This is a genomic window from Arthrobacter sp. SLBN-53 (genome assembly GCF_006715585.1).
In the GTDB taxonomy this organism is placed as follows: Bacteria; Actinomycetota; Actinomycetes; order Mycobacteriales; family Mycobacteriaceae; genus Mycobacterium; species Mycobacterium neoaurum_A.
On the sequence record NZ_VFNN01000001.1, the window covers coordinates 2,059,468 to 2,078,048 of the forward strand.

General features: G+C 66.5%; 18 protein-coding genes. 7 read left to right on the forward strand and 11 right to left on the reverse strand.

From position 1 onward, the window contains the following. Positions 1-15: 15 nt before the first annotated feature. The 5 genes from FBY28_RS09760 to FBY28_RS09780 form a co-directional block, all read right to left on the reverse strand. On the reverse strand, positions 16-606 hold the full coding sequence (locus FBY28_RS09760; RefSeq protein WP_141866279.1) for a DUF1707 SHOCT-like domain-containing protein: 591 nt from the start codon (positions 604-606) through the stop codon (positions 16-18). 17 nt (positions 607-623) lie between these two features. Beyond that, on the reverse strand, positions 624-1,841 hold the full coding sequence (locus tag FBY28_RS09765; protein ID WP_174241583.1) for a cytochrome P450: 1,218 nt from the start codon (positions 1,839-1,841) through the stop codon (positions 624-626). Continuing rightward, positions 1,838-3,256 (reverse strand): adenylosuccinate lyase, encoded by a 1,419-nt coding sequence (gene purB, locus FBY28_RS09770; protein ID WP_141866281.1) that lies wholly within the window; start codon positions 3,254-3,256, stop codon positions 1,838-1,840. The genes FBY28_RS09765 and purB overlap by 4 nt, the downstream gene beginning before the upstream one ends. Before the next feature lie 11 nt (positions 3,257-3,267). Then, the gene (locus FBY28_RS09775) at positions 3,268-4,641 is read right to left on the reverse strand and encodes an APC family permease (RefSeq protein ID WP_141870146.1); all 1,374 of its coding nucleotides are present in this window, start codon (positions 4,639-4,641) and stop codon (positions 3,268-3,270) included. A gap of 64 nt (positions 4,642-4,705) precedes the next feature. After that, the gene (locus FBY28_RS09780) at positions 4,706-5,326 is read right to left on the reverse strand and encodes a TetR/AcrR family transcriptional regulator (protein ID WP_110807088.1); all 621 of its coding nucleotides are present in this window, start codon (positions 5,324-5,326) and stop codon (positions 4,706-4,708) included. Between the two features lie 115 nt (positions 5,327-5,441). Here FBY28_RS09780 and FBY28_RS09785 point away from each other — a divergent pair, with 115 nt between their 5' ends. Beyond that, on the forward strand, positions 5,442-6,257 hold the full coding sequence (locus FBY28_RS09785) for an alpha/beta hydrolase (RefSeq protein WP_286177898.1): 816 nt from the start codon (positions 5,442-5,444) through the stop codon (positions 6,255-6,257). On the opposite strand, the gene purD is transcribed toward FBY28_RS09785, so the two are convergent. After that, positions 6,247-7,515, reverse strand: coding sequence for a phosphoribosylamine--glycine ligase (purD, locus tag FBY28_RS09790; protein WP_141866285.1), 1,269 nt, complete (start codon positions 7,513-7,515; stop codon positions 6,247-6,249). The genes FBY28_RS09785 and purD overlap by 11 nt on opposite strands. 119 nt (positions 7,516-7,634) lie before the next feature. Here purD and FBY28_RS09795 point away from each other — a divergent pair, with 119 nt between their 5' ends. Together FBY28_RS09795 and FBY28_RS09800 are read left to right on the forward strand one after the other, a co-directional pair. Further along, positions 7,635-8,870 carry a cytochrome P450 gene (locus FBY28_RS09795; RefSeq protein ID WP_141866287.1) on the forward strand — a complete coding sequence of 412 codons (1,236 nt, stop codon included), beginning with the start codon at positions 7,635-7,637 and terminating at the stop codon, positions 8,868-8,870. Positions 8,871-8,887: 17 nt separating this feature from the next. Continuing rightward, complete coding sequence (locus FBY28_RS09800; protein WP_141866289.1) at positions 8,888-9,481, forward strand: TetR/AcrR family transcriptional regulator; 594 nt, start codon at positions 8,888-8,890, stop codon at positions 9,479-9,481. A 61-nt stretch (positions 9,482-9,542) separates the two neighbouring features. On the opposite strand, the gene FBY28_RS09805 is transcribed toward FBY28_RS09800, so the two are convergent. From FBY28_RS09805 to FBY28_RS09825, 5 genes are all read right to left on the reverse strand, one after another. Next, the gene (locus FBY28_RS09805) at positions 9,543-10,769 is read right to left on the reverse strand and encodes a hypothetical protein (RefSeq protein ID WP_141866291.1); all 1,227 of its coding nucleotides are present in this window, start codon (positions 10,767-10,769) and stop codon (positions 9,543-9,545) included. Next, a complete protein-coding gene (locus FBY28_RS09810) occupies positions 10,759-11,211 on the reverse strand; it encodes a carboxymuconolactone decarboxylase family protein (RefSeq protein WP_141866293.1) in 453 nt (150 codons plus the stop codon). Before FBY28_RS09810 ends, FBY28_RS09805 begins: the two co-directional genes overlap by 11 nt. Before the next feature lie 2 nt (positions 11,212-11,213). After that, positions 11,214-12,056 carry an NAD(P)-dependent oxidoreductase gene (locus FBY28_RS09815; RefSeq protein WP_141866295.1) on the reverse strand — a complete coding sequence of 281 codons (843 nt, stop codon included), beginning with the start codon at positions 12,054-12,056 and terminating at the stop codon, positions 11,214-11,216. After that, positions 12,053-12,808, reverse strand: coding sequence for an SDR family oxidoreductase (locus FBY28_RS09820; protein ID WP_141866297.1), 756 nt, complete (start codon positions 12,806-12,808; stop codon positions 12,053-12,055). The genes FBY28_RS09815 and FBY28_RS09820 overlap by 4 nt, the downstream gene beginning before the upstream one ends. A gap of 75 nt (positions 12,809-12,883) precedes the next feature. Then, positions 12,884-14,353, reverse strand: a complete 1,470-nt coding sequence (locus FBY28_RS09825; protein WP_141866299.1) for an aldehyde dehydrogenase — start codon at positions 14,351-14,353, stop codon at positions 12,884-12,886. 202 nt (positions 14,354-14,555) lie between these two features. On the opposite strand from FBY28_RS09825, the gene FBY28_RS09830 reads away from it, so the two are divergent. From FBY28_RS09830 to cyp51, 4 genes are read left to right on the forward strand one after another with little or no spacing between them, the layout of a single operon-like run. Next, positions 14,556-15,149, forward strand: a complete 594-nt coding sequence (locus FBY28_RS09830) for a TetR family transcriptional regulator (RefSeq protein WP_216847605.1) — start codon at positions 14,556-14,558, stop codon at positions 15,147-15,149. Positions 15,150-15,171: 22 nt separating this feature from the next. Next, positions 15,172-16,374 carry a cytochrome P450 gene (locus FBY28_RS09835; protein ID WP_141866302.1) on the forward strand — a complete coding sequence of 401 codons (1,203 nt, stop codon included), beginning with the start codon at positions 15,172-15,174 and terminating at the stop codon, positions 16,372-16,374. Between the two features lie 25 nt (positions 16,375-16,399). Beyond that, positions 16,400-17,230 carry an SDR family oxidoreductase gene (locus FBY28_RS09840; RefSeq protein WP_141866304.1) on the forward strand — a complete coding sequence of 277 codons (831 nt, stop codon included), beginning with the start codon at positions 16,400-16,402 and terminating at the stop codon, positions 17,228-17,230. Further along, positions 17,223-18,581: a lanosterol 14-alpha demethylase gene (gene cyp51, locus FBY28_RS09845; RefSeq protein ID WP_141866306.1), complete on the forward strand. Its 1,359-nt coding sequence runs from the start codon at positions 17,223-17,225 to the stop codon at positions 18,579-18,581. The genes FBY28_RS09840 and cyp51 overlap by 8 nt, the downstream gene beginning before the upstream one ends.

Genomic DNA, 18,581 nt, shown 5'->3' on the forward strand with positions numbered 1-18,581 from the left:
CCTAACCTAGGCGAATCAGCCTCCGCCGCCGAGTCGGCGCAGCCAACTCCCGAACGGATGCCGCACGGTCACCGAGCCCAGTCGGATGCGGCCGCGCACGATGACGTGCAGCTGATCCGAGGGCGGTGTGCCCCGCACCTTGACCGTCGAGCTGCCCATCAACGCGTCGACACCGTTGACATCCGCGGTGGCGCCCGTGGGCAGGATGAGCTCGGTGGAGCTGCAGTAGTCGTCGATGACCACCTGAACCACCGGTCCCGGCAACACCGCCGAGGTGAAGTCCAAGGTGGTGCTGCACATCCGGGTGTGCAGCACGAGCATCGGTGCGACGGTCCAGATCCCCCGACGGTCGATCGATGTCATCCAGCCGCGCAACTGGTCGGGTGGCAACTGCGGGCGGGCGGGCACCCCGAGCTGTTGGGCGGGCAGATCGGCGAGCACGGTGCGTAGTTCCCCGCGCGTGCGGGCGGCCAACACCGAATCCGTCCGGTCGGCGAACTCGTCGAGGGTCAGCATGCCCTCGGACACGGCACGTTCGAGCAGTCCGTTCACCCGGGACCGGTCGGCATCGGAGACGCGGAGGTGATCGTCGGGGCTCGAAACCATATCTGCGAGGGTAACGATCAGCCGAACTCGACGTACATGTGCCGCATCCCGGTGTGCCGGTTGCTGCGGGTCCATTCGACCGGCGCGCCCAAGCGAGCCGCGCCGAACCGGGCAAGCAGTTCCTCGAACAGCACCCGCAGCTCGAGGCGGGCCAGGTTGGCTCCCAGGCAATAGTGGACGCCCTGACCGAAGCCCAAGTGCGGGTTCGGTTTCCGGGTGATGTCGAACCTGTCGGGGTCGACGAACACCGCCGGGTCACGATTGGCCGAACCCTCCCAGATCTGCACCTTCTGCCCGGGTTCGATCCGGCATCCGCCCAGTGTCGCCGCGGTCGTGGCGGTGCGTCGCTTAGACGGCGACGGGGTGGTCCAGCGCACCATCTCCTCGATGGCCGACGGCAACAGCGACAGGTCGCCGCGCAGCAGATCGAACTGTTCGGGATGCTCGATGAGCGCCAGCAGACCGCCCGCGACGGCGTTGCGGGTGGTCTCCGCACCGGCACTGAAAAGCAGGCTGAAGAACAGGTAGAGCTCGACCTCGGAAAGGGGAGCGAGCGAGTCGTCCAGCTCGGCGTTGGCCACCACCGAGAGCATGTCGTCGGTCGGGGTGGCCCGTTTGGCGGCGATCAACTCCATCCCGTAGCTGTACATCCGCGAACCGGCCTCTTCGGCGCTCAGCTGCCCCACCGCCGCGCTTCGCGCCTTGCCGAAGTCGAACTGCGGTTCGATCGCCTCGAACAACCAGTGCCGTTCGGAATCGGGTACCCCCAACAGGATGCAGATCATCTGCATCGGCAGTTCGGCGGCCACATCGACCAGGAAATCCAGCGGCTCGCCCGGGATGACCGCATCCAGCAGGGTGCGGGCACGGGCCCGCAGATCCTCTTCGACGCGGGTGATCATCCGCGGGGTCAGCCCGGAGCTGACCAGTCGCCGGATTTGGGCGTGGCGCGGGTCGTCCATCATGTTGAGCACCTGACCGGCAACCGCGAGATCCTGTAACAGCGTTCCCCCGTAGCGGCGCGTACCTCCGGTCACCGAGGAGTAGGTCTGCGGATCACGCAGTACGGCAAGGGTTTCGGCGTAGGTTGCCACCGACCAGAAGCCCTCGCCGTCGGGGGTGTGCAAGGTCGGTTCGTGCCAGTAGACCGGGGCCTCACGACGATGTAGCGCGAACAGTTCGTGCGGGAATCCCTGCGCGAAATTGTCCAGATCGGTGAGGTCGGCCAGTGTCACAGAATGGCGCCCGAGGTGTACTTCGCCGCGTCGGGATAGCGGCCGATCAGTTCCCCGACGGCGGCCACGACACCGTCGACCTGGTCACCGGCGGCGCCGGTGAACGCCGCCTTGTCGGCCAGTGCGTCATCGAGGGCGATCCGGTCCAGCGGCAGCCGCGGATCGGCGGCCAGCCGGTCCAGCAGATCGGGTTCGGCACCCTTCTCGCGCATGGCCAGCGCGACGGCCACCGCGTGCTCCTTGATGACCTCGTGCGCGGTTTCGCGGCCGACGCCGGCGCGCACCGCCGCGATCAGGATTCGGGTGGTGGCCAGGAACGGCAGGTAGCGGTCGAGTTCGCGCTGGATGACGGCCGGATAGGCACCGAACTCGTCCAGCACGGTCAGGAACGTCTCGGTCTGTCCGTCGATGGCGAAGAAGGCGTCCGGCAGTGCCACCCGGCGTACCACCGAGCAGAACACGTCACCCTCGTTCCACTGCGCGCCGGCCAGTTCGGCGGCCATCGACGCATAACCGCGCAAGACCACCTGCAGCCCGTTCACGCGTTCGCAGGAGCGGGTGTTCATCTTGTGTGGCATGGCCGAGGACCCGACCTGCCCCGGCGCGAATCCCTCGGTCACCAGTTCGTGGCCGGCCATCAGGCGGATGGTGTGCGCGAACGAGGACGGTCCCGCGCCGAGCTGGACGAGGGCCGAGACCACATCGTGGTCCAGCGACCGTGGGTACACCTGTCCGACGCTGGTGAAAACATCGGTGAAGCCCAGGAACTCGGCAACCCGGCGTTCCAGCTCGGCAAGTTTGCCCGCGTCGCCACCGAACAGATCGAGCATGTCCTGGGCCGTGCCCATCGGGCCCTTCACCCCGCGCAGCGGGTACCGGTCGATCAATTCACGCAGCCGCGTCAGCGCCACCAGCGTCTCCTCGGCGGCCGAGGCGAATCGCTTACCCAAGGTGGTCGCCTGGGCGGCGACGTTGTGACTGCGCCCGGCCATCACCACATCGCGGTAGAGCACCGCCCGCTCGGCCAGCCGCGCGACGACCGCGACACCGTGGGTGAACACCAGTTCCAACGATTGCCGGATCTGCAGCTGCTCGACGTTCTCGGTCAGGTCGCGGCTGGTCATGCCCTTGTGCACATGCTCGTGGCCCGCCAGGGCGTTGAACTCCTCGATCCGGGCCTTCACATCGTGGCGGGTCACCCGCTCACGCGCCGCGATGGAGCCCAGATCGACGGTTCCGATCACCCGCTCGTAGTCCTCGACGACCCCGTCGGGGAGCGGAATGCCCAGCTCGGACTGGGCGCGAAGAACGGCCAGCCAGAGCTTGCGCTCGGCGATGATCTTGTTCTCCGGCGACCAGATATCGGCCATCTCGGCGCTTGCATAGCGGTTGGCCAGAACATTCGGGATCGTCACGGACACACAGCTTAGGGTGCGTCCTCGAGATGGCTCGGATCGGTGATGCCCTCACCGCGGATCCCCAGCTGCCGATTGATCAGTGTGGTCACGCCGTAGAGGACGACACCGGTGACGACGAGCAGACCCGCCAGCAGATACTGCTGGGCCGGCCGCCCGGACAACGGGGTGACCAGATAGGCCGAGGCCAGCGCCCCGATGACCGGCAGCACCGTCGGCGTCCGGAAATGCGCCCCGTCGGCCTTCACATCCCGGCGCAGCACCAGTACCGCGATGTTGACGATCGTGAAGACCGCCAGCAGCAGCAGTGACGTCGTGCCGCCCAGGATCGAGATGGCCTTGCTGCTGGCGAAGGCGGACACGTAGAAGATCAGGCCGAATGCGATCACGGTGGTGAAGGCGATGGCGACGTACGGGGTGTGGCGGGTGCGGTGCACCCTGCCGAACACCGGCGGCAGCACATGCTGGCGCGCCATGCCGTAGATGAGCCGGCTGGCCATCAGCATGTTGATCAGTGCGGTGTTGGAGACGGCGAACATCGTGATGAACGGGAACAGCGTGTCGATGGGCAGGCCGGGTGCGGCGGCCTCGACGACGTCGACCAGCGGGGTGGAGCTCTCCTTGAGATCACCGATCGGCACCAGGGCGACCGCGATGATCGATACCAGCACGTACACGACGCCGGCGATACCCAGCCCGGTGAGCAGGACCTTGGGAAAGATGCGGACCGGGTCCTTGGTCTCCTCGGCCATGTTCACCGAGTCCTCGAAGCCGACCATGGCGAAGAACGCGAGCGAGGTCGCGGCCGTCACGGCGACGAATGTGCTTCGGTCGCCTTCGCTTTCGAACACGGTCACCCGGGAGAAGTCGACGTCGCCGCCCTGGGTGAAGGCCCACAGCCCGACCAGGATCACCACGCCGAGGCCGGTGATCTCGACGATCGTGAGCACCACGTTCAACTTGACGCTCTCGCTGACGCCGCGGAAGTTGATCGCCGCCAGAATCGCCATGAACGCCAACGCGATCACGGCGATACCGAACTTGCCCCAGTCCAGCCCGAAACCCTTGACGAAGTTGGAGGCGAAGGCCTGCGATGCCGTGGACGCCGAGGTGATGCCCGAACACATCACCACGAAGGCGACGAGGAAGGTGACGAAGTGGATGCCGAAAGCCTTGTGCGCGTACAGGGCTGCGCCGGCCGCCTGCGGATACTTGGTGACCAGCTCCAGGTAGGAGAAGGCGGTGACGGTCGCGATCAGGAAGGCGATCAGGAATGGCAGCCATGCCGCGCCACCGACCTCGCCCGCGACCTGACCGGTGAGCGCGTAGACCCCGGTGCCCAGGATGTCGCCGACGATGAACAACAACAGCAGCCCGGGCCCCATGACCCTTCGCAGCTGCGGTTCGTCGTTGGTTTTCGGCTCTGGCACTGCCGCCCCCTCACTGGCCTCAGACGTGCGCGACCCGGTCGTCGACCGGCGCGAGCACATCGATCACATCGATCAACGTCGCTCGTGCGGTTGCGCGGGGACCCTCCCCTTCATCCACCAATGAGGCAACCACAGCTCCGTCCACCGCGCACACCAGGGCGGTGACGAGCTCGCTGCGCACCGCACGGCCCGACCGCTCGACGACTTCGACCACCGCATCGGTGCGCTGCCGCAGGATGCGGCGTTGGATATCGCGTAGTTCCGGCTGCCGCGCACAGGCGATGAGACGTTCGTAGCGCGAGATCAGTTGCTCGGGCATACGCGCACCCGGGGCGTCACCCACCAGCAGGTCCACCAGCAGATCCGCCGTCGACTCGGCTCCGCGCCGGCGCCGCGAAAGGGTGGCGACCTGCGCACGGAGTTGCTCGGCCTCTCGCATCCCCACGTACTCCACCGCCTTGGCGATGAGGTCCTCCAGCGACGAGAAATAGTAGGTGGTCGATGCCAGTGGCAACCCGGCGCGAGCGGCGACCGCACGGTGGCGAACCGCGTCGATGCCACCCTCGCAGAGCAGATCGGCGGCGGCGCTGACCAGAGCGCCCCGCCGTCGCTCTCCCTTGGGGGTCACCGCCGCCGTCACGCATTGCATCGTGCCAGCGAAATCCCAGTTGCATGGGGTTTTTCGGCAATCATTACGGCGTTACACATGTATCGCCGCGTGACCAAGATCAAACGCCGATGGCAGGATGTCGCACATGCCCGCACCGAATCGCCGCGCCCTGTTACGGATGGGTCTGGGCGCTCTCGCCGGTTACGCAGTGGGATCCGCGTCCGCGCCTGTCGCACACGCGCAACCGGCACCGACATACCAGTCGGGTTCGTTCCGTTCGGCCGCCCGCGGCGGGCTCGCGACCAACTGGGCGATCGCACGGCCGCCGGGCCAAACGGCACCGCTGCGACCGGTGATCGCCTTGCACGGCAAGGGCAGTGATGCCGCAACGGTGATGGCCGGCGGTGTAGAACAGGGCCTGGCCGAGGCGGTGGCGGGGGGCCTGCCACCGTTCGCGGTGGTCGCGGTCGACGGTGGCGGCGGATACTGGCACAAACGGGCTTCCGGCGACGATGCCGGGTCGATGGTCCTCGACGAGCTACTGCCGATGCTCACCGACCAGGGCCTGGACACCTCGCGCGTCGGATTCATCGGCTGGTCGATGGGTGGTTACGGGGCGCTGCTGCTCGGAGCGCGGCTGGGACCGGCCCGCACCGCGGCCATCTGCGCGGTGAGTCCCGCGCTGTGGACATCGCCGGGGGCTGCTGCACCGGGCGCCTTCGACGATGCCGCCGACTACGAGGCCAACAGCGTATGGGGCCTGCCCGCACTCGGGCAGATTCCGCTGCGCATCGACTGCGGCAACAGCGACCCGTTCGCCTCGGCGACGCGGCAGTTCATCGCCGGGCTACCCAGCCCGCCTGCCGGCGGGTTCTCCCCGGGCGGTCATGACGGCGGATTCTGGAGCGAGCAGTTGCCTGCCGAAATCTCTTGGCTGGCACCGCTGTTGGTCAGAGGCTGATCTTGCCCTCGGCCGCCGCAAGCCCGATGTCGGTACGAAAGTGGCTGCCGGGCAACTTGATCGAGCCGATCAGCGCATAGGCCGCGGCGCGCGCGGCATCCAGGTTGTCGCCGGTTCCCACGACCGACAACACCCGCCCGCCGGCGGAGACCACGGCACCGTCCTCGCGGCGGGCGGTACCGGCGTGCAGCACTCCCGGCGCCTCCGCACCGACGATCACATCACCGGTACGGGGGCGGCCGGGATAGTTCTCGGCGGCGATCACCACCGTGACGGCCGCACCGTCGCGCCACTGCAGCTCACCGAAGGAGGCCAACGTGCCGGTGGCGGCCGCCTGCAGCAATCCGCCCAGCGGGGACTCCAGCAGCGCCAGCACCGCCTGGGTTTCCGGATCGCCGAACCGGCAGTTGAACTCCACCACGGACGGGCCCGTGGACGTGATCGCCAGACCCGCATAGAGCAGTCCGGAGAATGAGCTACCACGCGAGACCATCTCGGCGGCAACAGGTTTGACGATCTCGTCGACGATCTGGGTGACCACCTCGGCCGGCAGCCAGGGCAGCGGGGTGTAGGCACCCATGCCGCCGGTGTTGGGGCCGCTGTCGTTGTCGCCGACGCGCTTGAAGTCCTGAGCGGGCAGCAGCGGCACGACAGTCTCGCCGTCGACGACGCAGAACAGCGACACCTCGGGGCCGTCCAGGAACGATTCGAGCAGCACGGGGTGACCGGAGTCCAGCAGGGCGGCGGCATGCGCCCGGGCGGCATCCCGGTCCGCCGTGACGACCACACCCTTGCCCGCGGCCAGCCCGTCGTCCTTGACCACCCAGGCGGCCTGGCCTGCGGGCGGGCCGAACCGGTCCAATGCCGCGTCCAGGTTGGCGGGGTTGTCGACGATCTCGCTCGCCGCGGTGCGCACGCCGGCGGCGGTCATGACGTCCTTGGCGAAGGCCTTGGACCCCTCGATGCGGGCGGCATCCTTGGACGGCCCGAAGCAGGCGACCCCGGCGGCGCGCAGCGCGTCGGCCACGCCCAGTACCAGTGGGACCTCCGGACCGATCACCACCAGGTCGGCGTCCACCTTGCGGGCCAGCGCCACCACGGCGGGGCCTGAGGTGATGTCGAGGTCGCACTGCTCGGCCAAGGCGGAGGTGCCGGCGTTACCCGGGGCCACCCCCAACCAATCGACCTGCGGGTCGCGCCGCAGCGCGAGCAGCAGGGCGTGTTCACGGGCTCCGGATCCGATGACGAGGACGCGCACGGACGACAAGCCTATCCGCATCGCGACCGCCCGCGCGCCGGGACCGCGGCCATACACTTGACATTGACATGTATGGTCAATGTCGGCGAGTGCGGTAGGTCACAGAAACGAGGCTGTCGATGACGACGTTGGATGCGTGTCCGTTCGGTGCGGGGTACGACTTCACCGACCCAGAGGTGCTGCTGCAGGGGCTTCCGGTCACGGAGTTCGCCCACCTGCGCAAGACCGCGCCGATCTGGTGGAACGCCCAGGGTGAGTCGATCTTCGATGACGGCGGCTATTGGGTGATCAGCAGGCACGAAGACGTCAAGACCATCTCCCGCAACTCCGGCGACATCTGGTCCACCAATGCCAAGGGAGCGGTCATGCGGCTGCCCGATGGCATCACCGCCGACCAACTCGACCTGACCAAGGCCCTGCTGATCAACCACGACGCACCGGAGCACACCCGGTTACGCAAGCTGGTCTCGCGCCTGTTCACCCCGCGCTCGGTGGCTGCCCTTGAGGAGAAGCTGGCGGTGGCGGCGCGCGAGATCGTGGCACGGGCCGCCGAACGCGGCTCGGGCAATTTCGTCGATGACGTGGCGATGCCGCTACCGCTGCAGGCCATCGCCGATCTGATCGGGGTGCCCGAACAGGATCGGGAGAAGATTTTCCATTGGTCGAACTGCATCATGAACACCGACGACCCCGACTTCGACAGCGACCCGACAACCGCCAACGCGGAGCTGATGGGTTACGCCTACAACATGGCCGAACAACGCCGGAAGTGCCCGGCCGATGACATCGTCACCCGCCTGGTCCAGGCCGATCTGGGCGGAGAAGAGGGCATCACCGAGGTGGAGTTCGCCTTCTTCGTCATCCTGCTGGCCGTGGCAGGCAACGAGACCACCCGCAATGCGATGACCCACGGGATGAACGCCTTCCTCGAAAACCCGGATCAATGGGAACTTTTCAAGCGTGAGCGCCCCGATACCGCCATCGAGGAGATCATCCGGTGGGCGAGCCCGGTGCACTGCTTCCAGCGCACCGCGCTGGAAGACACCGAGATCGGCGGGGTCACCATCAAGCAAGGACAGCGGGTCGGGCTGTTCTACAGCTCGGCAAACTACGACGAATCCGTGTTCACCGACCCGTTCCGGTTCGACATCCTGCGCAACCCGAATCCGCATCTGGCCTTCGGTGGCAACGGCGCACATTTCTGCATCGGCGCCAACCTGGCCCGCATGGAGATCAAGCTGATGTTCAACGAGATCGCCAACCAGATCCCGGACATCTCCAAACTGGCTGAGCCGCAGCGCCTTCGATCCGGCTGGATCAACGGCGTGAAGGAACTGCAGGTTTCCTACACCTGATCGCTACAATTCTGCGCGTGCGAACCCACGGGTGGTCGGGTGCGGCGCCGGCCAGTGACGAGGAGGCCGTCGCCCGCATCCTGGCGGCCGCGGGCCGGGCGATCGACGAACGCGGCGCCGATTTCTCCATCGCCGATGTGGCCAGAACCCTCGGGGTCACCCGCCAGACCGTGTACCGCTACTTCCCGAGCACCGATGCGCTGCTGATGCAGGCCGGTGTGGTGGCCGCAGGAGATTTCCTGGAGCGGCTGGCCACCCACATCCAGGGCATCACCGATCCCGCCGACGCCGCGACCGAGGCCATCGCGACGGCATTGGAATGGCTGCCCAAGGACAAACACATCGGACTGCTGCTGACCCCCGAGCGATCGCCATCGCTCAGTGGGTCGGTGACCTCCGATATCGGCCTGCAGTTCGCCCAGTCGGTCGTTCGGCGCTTCGATGTCGACTGGGCCGCAGCCGGTTTCGCCGACGACGATCTCGACGAGCTCGCCGAGCACCTGCTGCGCATCATCCAGTCGTTCGTCGTCGACCCGGGGCGGCCGCCACGCACCGGTGAGCAGTTGCGTGCCTACCTGCGACGCTGGGTCGCCCCGGCGCTGCGACCCTGACCCCCTGCGATTTGTGGAGTCCCGGCCGTACTCATCGCGGGTGCGGCTCCACAAATCGCGGTCAGACCACGGTGAGCGGCAGCGACTTACGCTCCTCGAACACCCAGGACGCGCCGTGACTGAACTCGCACACCTCGACCTCGGGCAGTTTCTTGGCCGCCGTGTCGGTCTCGATCACCCGCACCGTCCAGTCCGATTCGGTACCTGCCACCTCGGCGCGCAGGTGCGGGTCGACGGCAGCGACGATGGCCTGCAGCGGGGCGTCGGCGACCGGCGAGACCAGGGAAATCCAGGCCCCGTCCTCATACGCCGGGGACCGGCGCACATGCACGAAGCCCGGGTCGATATCGGCCGACACATAGGCGGCGGGATTCAGCAGCGGGTGAAGTTCCAGCACCCGCAGGGCGCCGGCGGTGGTCGTCGGCAGCTTCAGCGCCCTGTGGATGCGTTCGGCCGCCACACCCGCGATGCCGATGAGCTGCTTGGTGCGGATCGAGCGGGCCAGCTCGGTGTCCGCACCGGCCCGCTTCTCCACGGCGATCTGGAACGACTTGACCAGTAGGTGCATCTGCAGACACACCTCGTCGGCGATCCGCACCAGCGCCGAATGGGAGAACGCGGCGAAGTCGACGTCGGCGAGCAGCTCACCGGAATAGTCGCTCGCACCGTCGTCGTCGGGATCGATCGGGTCCAGTTCACATGCGTGCGCGTGGGTCGCGGCGACGATGTCCATCTCGGGGATGAACGGAACCTCGGGGTAGGACTCGTCGATGATGACCGTCCACCGGCAGTGCGGGTGCTGGTCGGCCGGGGCGCGCGGCGGCCGATGGATCGGCCGGACCTGAGCCTTGCGGTTGGTGGCCAACGCGGTGGCATCGAAGGTCGGGTCCTCGATGTCGTGGCACATCCCCTTGACGTAATCGGGGCCCATCGGCTCGACGTCCAGCAGCGCCCCGCAGTGATCGAGGTAGAACTCACCATGCCAACGGTCGTGCACGACATAGCGGAAATCCATGAACTGCGGCGGGGCACCGATGTCCAGCTGCAACCCCTTGAACAGGGTGAAGATGTCGACACCCTCGTACTTGAGCGCCTTCTGCATCCGCCGGGTGTATAGCGGACTCGACGCCGCCCACTCCTCGATGGCGATCTGCAGCATCTCTTCCCGACCGAAACTGCTTATGCACCAGGCCATTCCGGAGCGATCGATCAGCTGCCCGATCAGCAGTAACTCGGGTACCAGAGTGGCCAGCTCGTCGCGCGAGAGCGCGGCATACCTACTGGTCATCGAGCGACTTCCCGGAATGCATCCGCAGCGCGGCATCGACATTGGCGCGCTTGTCCTCCGCGCCCGTGCCCTGGGCCTTCTCGGCGGCCTTGCGGCGTTGCCGCACCACCTTGCCGACGGCGCCGTCGAGCTTGGAACCGAGCGGGAATCCCAGGTAGTGCGTGATGAACACGGCCACCTCCTTGAGTTCCTCGGCAGTGAGTTCCTCATTGTGCAGGGCCGCGTTGATCTGGATCTCGGCCAGATCGGAGTTCCCCACCGCGGTCACCGCCGCCAGGGTCAGCAATCGCTTGTCCCGCATCGACAGACCCGGCCTGGTCCAGATGTCACCGAAGAGGTGCTCGACGGTCAGGTCGAAATACGGATCACCCTGGATATCGGGCATCTCCCAGCCGTAGACCTCGTTCATCTTCTGCAGGCCCTGCTGGCGGCGGTCGGTCATCCTCACTGCTCCTTCGTGTGTGGCACTCCGAGTCCGTCGGCCAGGGTCTCCAACGCCACCTGCGCCAACGGAAGTTCTACTCCCACCGCGTCACCGAGCCCGAGCGCCAGCGACAGATCCTTCTCGCCGAGACCTCGGGTGTGGGTGAACATGTCGAACAGCCAATGGTCGGGCTCCAGCGGTGCGGTGTCATCGCGCAGGATGATCGCCCCGGGCCCACCGCTCTGGGCATCAGAGTGGCGGACCACCCGACCCAGCTTCTGCAGGTCGATGCCGGACGCCTCGGCCAGCGCCATCGCCTCGCACGAGGCGGCGAAGCCGATGAAGGTCAACATGTTGCGCGCCAGCTTCATCCGGGTGCCCGCGCCGGGCTCACCGGCGCGCACGACCAACGAGGCCCACTTCTTGAAGACGGGCTTGACCGCGGCATAGGCCTCCTCGGAGGCACCGACCATCACCGCCAGCTCGCCCTTGTCCGCTGCCCCGGCTCCCCCGCTGACCGGGGCGTCGACGATATGGATCCCCTTGGGGGCCAGTCGTTCGGCCAGCTCGGGTGCGGTACCCGGCTCGATCGTGGAGTGGATGGCGATGACGGTGCCGGGTGCGGCGTGCTCACCCAGTTCGGCGACCACGTCGCGCACCTGGGCGTCGTTGAGCACCGTCACGCTGATCACGTCGGCCGCTGAGACTGCAGCGACGTCATCGGCGAGTTGCGCGCCGAGTTCCACCAGCGGCGTCATCGCCTCGGTGCGCACGTCGAAGACGATCAGCCCGTCCGGCCAGTCGACGAGTCGCTTGGCCATCGGCGCACCCTGGTTGCCCAGGCCGATGTAACCGAGCTTCATGAGCGGATGATCTGTCCGCCGTCGACGTTGAAGATCTGCCCGGTGATCCACTTCGCCTGATCCGACAACAGGAAAAGGCACATGCCGACCAAGTCCTCGGGCTGCCCCATCCGGGACAGCGGGATGCCCTTGACGATATCGGCGACCATCTCCTGCGGGGTGGTGGTGCGGTTGGCCTCGGTGTCGATCGGCCCGGGCGCGATGGCGTTGATGCGGATGTTCTGCCCGCCAAGCTCACGGGAGAGCTGCTGGGTCAGGCCGTTGACACCGACCTTGGCCAAACCGTAGAAGTTCGCGTACATCCAAGCCGCCGTGGAGGACTGGTTGACGATCGCGCCGCCGCCGCGCTTGGCCATCTTCTTGTACACCGCACGGGTGCACCACAGCGCACCGTCGAGGTTCACGCTCATGAACTTCTTGTAGTACTCCGGGTCCACGGTCACCAGGAAGTCGAGCTTCATGCCACCGAAGATGGCGGCGTTGTTGACCAGGTAGTCGATCCCACCGAATTCCGAGAGCGTTTGCGCCGCCATGTCCCGTGCCGATTCGGGATCGGACACGTCGACCCGCACCGCCAGCGCGTTACCGCCCTCACCCTTGATCCCGTCGGCCACCTTCTGGGCACCCTCGAGGTTGATATCGGCGACCACGACGGCCGCGCCCTCGCGGGCCAGCGCCTCGGCGTAGGCCTGGCCGATACCGCCGCCGGCGCCGGTGACGATGCCGACCTTGTCCTTGAATTCCGCGTACATGTTCTTCCTCTCGGCCGAGTGGCCAGTTATTGCACGGTATGACCGTTATTGCGTGTAGTAAGTGGCCAGTCGACCTCAGGTGGCGAGCGTGGCGATGAGCTTGGTCTCCAGGTACTCCTCGAAACCGGCCACGCCCATCTCGCGGCCGATCCCGGACTGCTTATAACCGCCGAACGGGGCGTCCGCGGAGTACCAGACACCGCCGTTGACGTTGACGGTGCCGACCCGCAGCCGTGCGGCGACCGCCTGCGCGCGGGCGTCGTCTCCGGAGAAGACGGTGCCCGAGAGCCCGTAGGGCGAGTCGTTGGCGATGCGCACCGCGTCATCGTCACCGTCGTGGGCGATCACCGTCAGCACCGGTCCGAAGATCTCCTCGCGGGATACCTTCGCCGAGTTGTCCAGTCCGGCAATGACGGTCGGCTCGATGAAGAAGCCGCGATCCAGATCCGCGGGGCGGCCTCCGCCGCAGGCGAACCGGCCGCCCTCGGCGATCGCCGAATCCAGGTAGCCCTGGATTCGGTCGCGCTGACGCGCCGAGATCACGGGTCCGCAGACGGTGCGCTTGCTGTTCGGGTCCCCCGGCTTGATCCCACCCAACGTCGCGGCCGCCGCCTCGACGGCCTCGTCGTACTTCGCGCGCGGCACGACAAGGCGGGTGGTGATCGCGCACCCCTGCCCGGCGTGCATGGCCACGGTGAAGGCCGCCATCGAGCACGCGCCGGCCAGATCGGCGTCGTCGAGCACCACGAACGCGGACTTCCCGCCGAGTTCCAAGAACACCTTCTTGATGGTGACCGCGGCATCGGTCATCACGGCGCGACCGGTGTTGGTCGAGCCGGTGAACGACACCATGTCCACCCGCGGATCCTTCGACAGCAACGCCCCCACCCCGTGATCGTCGGAGGTGACGATATTGATGACACCGGCCGGGAAATCGGTGTGCTCGGTGATGATCTCGCCGAGCACCGCAGCCGCCCACGGGGTGTCCGGTGCCGGCTTGAGGATCAGCGTGTTCCCCGCGGCCAGCGCGGGTCCGATCTTGGCGAGGTTGATCTGATGCGGGAAGTTCCACGGGGTGATGGCGCCGACGACACCGATGGCCTCGCGGGCCACCACGCGGTTGGTCGGCATGCCCTGCGGGGTGGCGTGCCCGAGATCGGTGCGCCACTGATAGCCCGCCGCCGTATCGGCCGAGAAGGCCAGATCGTCGACGGGACCCTCCAGTTGGGCACCGGCGGTCAGCATCCGCGGCGCACCCACCTCGGAGATCGTCAGCTCCCGCAGGTCTTCGATGTTGGCCTGCAACGCCTCTCGCAGCTGGCGCAGGCAGCGCACCCGCAGCTCGGTGTTGGTCGACCAATCGGTCTCGTCGAAGGCGACGCGCGCGGCGCCGATCGCCGCTTCCATATCGGACTCGTCGGCGTTGGCGGCGACACCCAGCACCTCCTCGGTGGCCGGGTTGACCGTCTCGAAGGTCCCGCCGCTGCCGGCGACGAGCTTGCCGTCGATGAGCAATCGGCTTTCGCGATCGGCCAGAATCGACATCCCACTCCTAGCGATTTCCTGGACAACTGTCCGGCAACATTTCACCGAACCATAGCCGCACGGCCGCGACGGTGGCAAGACCGGTCACCAAAGGTGGGTCAGGCCGACCGCGATAAACGGTCTTGTAGTGCATATTTCGTTCCAGAGCTTGCCCACCGGCCGCCCCGTCGGATAACTTGGACATGTGTCCAGCGATTCGGTGGTGACTGTCACAGACAGCGCGAGCGGCGGTCCGGCGGAGACGACGCGCAACCGCCGCCAGGAAGAGACCTTTCGCAAGGTCATGACGGCCGGGATGGAGATGCTGCGCGAGACTTCCTATGCCGACCTGACGGTGCGTGCGGTCGCCGCGCGGGCCAAGGTCGCCCCGGCGACGGCGTACACCTACTTCTCGTCGAAGAACCATCTGATCGCCGAGGTGTACCTCGACCTCGTCAAGCAGGTGCCCTATTTCACCGATGTCAACGACGCCATGAGCACCAGGGTCGACAAGGCAGTGCGCGCCCTGACCCTCGTCGTCGCCGACGAGCCCGATCTGGCCGCCGCCTGCACCACCGCCCTGCTGAGCGGCAGCAGCGATCCCGCGGTCCGCACCGTCCGCGACCGCATCGGTACCGAGATCCACAAGCGCATCCGCTCGGCGGTCGGCCCCGACGCCGATCCCCGGATCGTCTCAGCCCTGGAGATGACGTTCTTCGGCGCGCTTGTCAACGCAGGCAGCGGCGCCTTCACCTACCACCAGATCGCCGACCGACTCACCTATGTCGTCGGCCTCATCCTCGGAGAAAACCAATGACCATGAGCCCGGGCGGCGCCAGATGAGCTCTCCCACCGTCGATCTGATACTCGACCCCTACAGCTACGACTTCCACGAGGATCCGTACCCGTACTACAAGCGGCTGCGTGACGAGGCCCCGATCTACCACAACGAAGAGCTCAAGTTCTGGGCGTTGTCGCGCCATCAGGATGTCGTCGCGGGATTCCGCAACAGCGTCGCACTGTCCAACAAGCACGGCGTCGCACTGGACCCGATCTCACGAAACGACGAAGCCCACCGGGTCATGTCGTTCCTGGCCCTCGATGATCCCGGCCACCTGCGGCTGCGCACCCTGGTATCGAAGGGATTCACCCCACGACGCATCCGCGAACTCGAGGGCCGGGTCACCGAGATCGCCCACCAGCATCTGGACACCGCCCTGCAGAGCAGCACCTTCGATTACGTCGACGAGTTCGCCGGCAAGCTGCCGATGGACGTCATCTCGGAGTTGATGGGCGTTCCCGACTCCGACCGGGTCCGCATCCGCGCCCAGGCCGACGCGGTGATGCACCGTGACGACGGTGTTGCCGACGTTCCCGATTCGGCCATCGCGGCCTCCGGCGAACTGTTGATGTACTACGCGGACATGGTCAAACAGCGCCGCAAGCGACCTTCGGATGACCTGACCTCGGCCTTGGTCGAGGCGGAGATCGACGGTGACCGGCTCACCGACGACGAGATCATGGCCTTCCTGTTCCTCATGGTCGTCGCCGGGAACGAGACCACCACCAAATTGCTCGCCAATGCCGCCTATTGGGGGCACAGGAATCCGAGCCAACTGGCACCGGTCTTCGACAACCACGACCTGGTGACCCCCTGGGTCGAGGAGACCCTGCGCTACGACGCATCCAGTCAGATCCTCGCCCGCGCCGTCGTCGATGACCTCACCTTCTACGACACCACCGTTCCGGCCGGCGATGTGCTGGTGCTGCTGATCGGCTCGGCCAATCGCGACGAGCGGGTCTTCGAGAATCCCGACGAGTACCGCATCGACCGCGAGATCGGTTCGAAGACGGTGAGTTTCGGTAGCGGCGCACACTTCTGCCTCGGTGCCCACCTGGCGCGCATGGAGGCCAGGGTGGCGTTGACCGAATTGTTCAAACGAATCCGCGGTTACGAGGTCGACGAGGACAAGGCCGTCCGCGTCCACTCCAGCAGCGTGCGCGGATTCGCCCACCTCCCGATGACCGTCACCCTCCGTTGAGTGGCTTGAAAGGTTCCTGACGTAGATGCCCAGATTTGATCCCCTGCCAGAACGGCGACCCGCGCTGGTGGCCGGTGCCTCCTCCGGTATCGGCGAAGCAACCGCGATCCGGCTTGCCCGCAACGGCTTTCCCGTCGCGCTCGGCGCCCGCCGGGTGGAGAAGCTCGACGAGATCGTCGGCAAGATCCGCGCCGACGGCGGCGAGGCCATCGCGGTGCACCTCGACGTCACCGACCCGGACTCGGTGAAGGCGGCTGTCGAGAAGACCACCACTGAACTCGGTGATATCGAGGTCCTGGTCGCCGGTGCAGGCGACACCTACTTCGGCAAGCTCGACTCGATCAGCACCGAGCAGTTCGACTCCCAGGTTCAGATCCATCTGATCGGCGCCAACCGCGTCGCCTCCGCCGTCCTGCCAGGGATGATCGAACGCCGGCGCGGTGACCTGATCTTCGTCGGCTCCGACGTCTCGCTGCGGCAACGCCCGCACATGGGCGCCTACGGCGCGGCCAAGGCCGCTCTGGTCGCGATGGTGAACAACTACCAGATGGAGCTGGAGGGCACCGGCGTGCGGGCCTCCATCGTGCACCCAGGACCGACCAAGACATCCATGGGTTGGAGCCTGCCCGCCGAGCTGATCGGGCCCGCCCTGGAGGACTGGGCCAAGTGGGGCCAGGCCCGGCATGACTACTTCCTGCGCGCGGATGACCTCGCGCGGGCCATCACGTTCGTCGCCGAGACACCGCGTGGCGGCTTCATCGCCAACATGGAGCTGCAGCCCGAGGCTCCGCTGGCCGATGTGAAAGACCGCCAGAAGCTCGCCCTCGGCGAAGAAGGGATGCCGCAGAATGGCTGATCTGAAGGAAGTGGAACGTGTTTCAGGTGGCGAGGAGGAGCACGGTCACCTCGAGGAGTTCCGTACCGATCCGATCGGCCTGATGCAGCGGGTCCGCGCGGAATGTGGCGACGTCGGTTGGTTCCAGCTCGTCGACAAGCAGGTCGTCATGCTGTCCGGCTCGGAAGCCAACGAGTTCTTCTTCCGCTCCAGTGACGCCGAGCTCAATCAGGCCGAGGCCTATCCGTTCATGACGCCGATCTTCGGCGAGGGTGTGGTGTTCGACGCCGACCCCGAACGCCGCGCCGAGATGCTGCACAACACCGCACTGCGCGGTGAACAGATGAAGGGCCACGCGGCCACCATCGAGAACGAGGTGAAGAAGATCATCGCCGACTGGGGCGATGAGGGTGAGATCGAACTGCTGGACTTCTTCTCGGAATTGACGATCTACACCTCGACGGCCTGCCTCATCGGCCTCAAGTTCCGCGAGCAACTCGACAGCCGGTTCGCCCATTACTACCACCAGTTGGAACGTGGCACCGATCCGCTCTGCTACGTCGACCCTTATCTCGATATCGAGAGCTTCCGGATCCGCGACGAGTCACGGGCGAAGCTGGTTGCGCTCGTCCAGGAGATCATGGACGGCCGGATCGCCAACCCGCCCAAGGGCAAAGAGGATCGCGATCTGCTCGACGTGCTGGTCTCGATCAAGGATGAGCAGGGCGAACCCCGCTTCACCGCCAACGAGGTCACCGGCATGTTCATCTCGTTGATGTTCGCCGGGCACCACACCAGTTCGGGCACCTCCTCCTGGACGCTGATCGAACTGCTGCGCAACCCCGAGGTGTACGCCCAGGTGCAGCAGGAACTCGATGAGCTCTACGCCGATGGCCAGGAGGTGAGTTTCCATGCCCTGCGCCAGATCCCGAAGCTGGACAACTCGCTGAAGGAGACGCTGCGCCTGCATCCGCCGCTGATCATCCTGATGCGTGTCGCACAGGACGAGTTCGAGGTGGCGGGCTACCCGATCCACAAGGGCCAGATGGTGGCCGCCTCCCCGGCGATCTCGAACCGTATCGCCGAGGACTTCCCGGATCCCGATACCTTCGATCCCGATCGCTATCAGAAGCCACGCCAGGAGGACCTGGTCAACCGGTGGACCTGGATCCCGTTCGGCGCGGGTAAGCACCGTTGCGTCGGTGCGGCGTTCGCGCAGATGCAGATCAAGGCCATCTTCTCGGTGCTGCTGCGCGAGTACGAGTTCGAGATGGCACAGCCCGCCGACACCTATCAGAACGACCACTCGAAGATGGTCGTTCAGCTCGCGCAGCCGGCGAAGGTCCGCTACCGCAGGCGAGTACGGGGCTGA

Bases quoted from the DNA above. Each gene is read 5' to 3' on its own strand.
- FBY28_RS09760 (WP_141866279.1), bottom strand. From the start codon at position 606: ATGGTTTCGAGCCCCGACGATCACCTCCGCGTCTCCGATGCCGACCGG.
- FBY28_RS09775 (WP_141870146.1), bottom strand. From the start codon at position 4,641: ATGGGGCCCGGGCTGCTGTTGTTGTTCATCGTCGGCGACATCCTGGGC.
- FBY28_RS09785 (WP_286177898.1), top strand. From the start codon at position 5,442: ATGCCCGCACCGAATCGCCGCGCCCTGTTACGGATGGGTCTGGGCGCT.
- FBY28_RS09795 (WP_141866287.1), top strand. From the start codon at position 7,635: ATGACGACGTTGGATGCGTGTCCGTTCGGTGCGGGGTACGACTTCACC.
- FBY28_RS09805 (WP_141866291.1), bottom strand. From the start codon at position 10,769: ATGACCAGTAGGTATGCCGCGCTCTCGCGCGACGAGCTGGCCACTCTG.
- FBY28_RS09810 (WP_141866293.1), bottom strand. From the start codon at position 11,211: ATGACCGACCGCCGCCAGCAGGGCCTGCAGAAGATGAACGAGGTCTAC.
- FBY28_RS09815 (WP_141866295.1), bottom strand. From the start codon at position 12,056: ATGAAGCTCGGTTACATCGGCCTGGGCAACCAGGGTGCGCCGATGGCC.
- FBY28_RS09820 (WP_141866297.1), bottom strand. From the start codon at position 12,808: ATGTACGCGGAATTCAAGGACAAGGTCGGCATCGTCACCGGCGCCGGC.
- FBY28_RS09825 (WP_141866299.1), bottom strand. From the start codon at position 14,353: ATGTCGATTCTGGCCGATCGCGAAAGCCGATTGCTCATCGACGGCAAG.
- FBY28_RS09835 (WP_141866302.1), top strand. From the start codon at position 15,172: ATGAGCTCTCCCACCGTCGATCTGATACTCGACCCCTACAGCTACGAC.
- FBY28_RS09840 (WP_141866304.1), top strand. From the start codon at position 16,400: ATGCCCAGATTTGATCCCCTGCCAGAACGGCGACCCGCGCTGGTGGCC.
- cyp51 (WP_141866306.1), top strand. From the start codon at position 17,223: ATGGCTGATCTGAAGGAAGTGGAACGTGTTTCAGGTGGCGAGGAGGAG.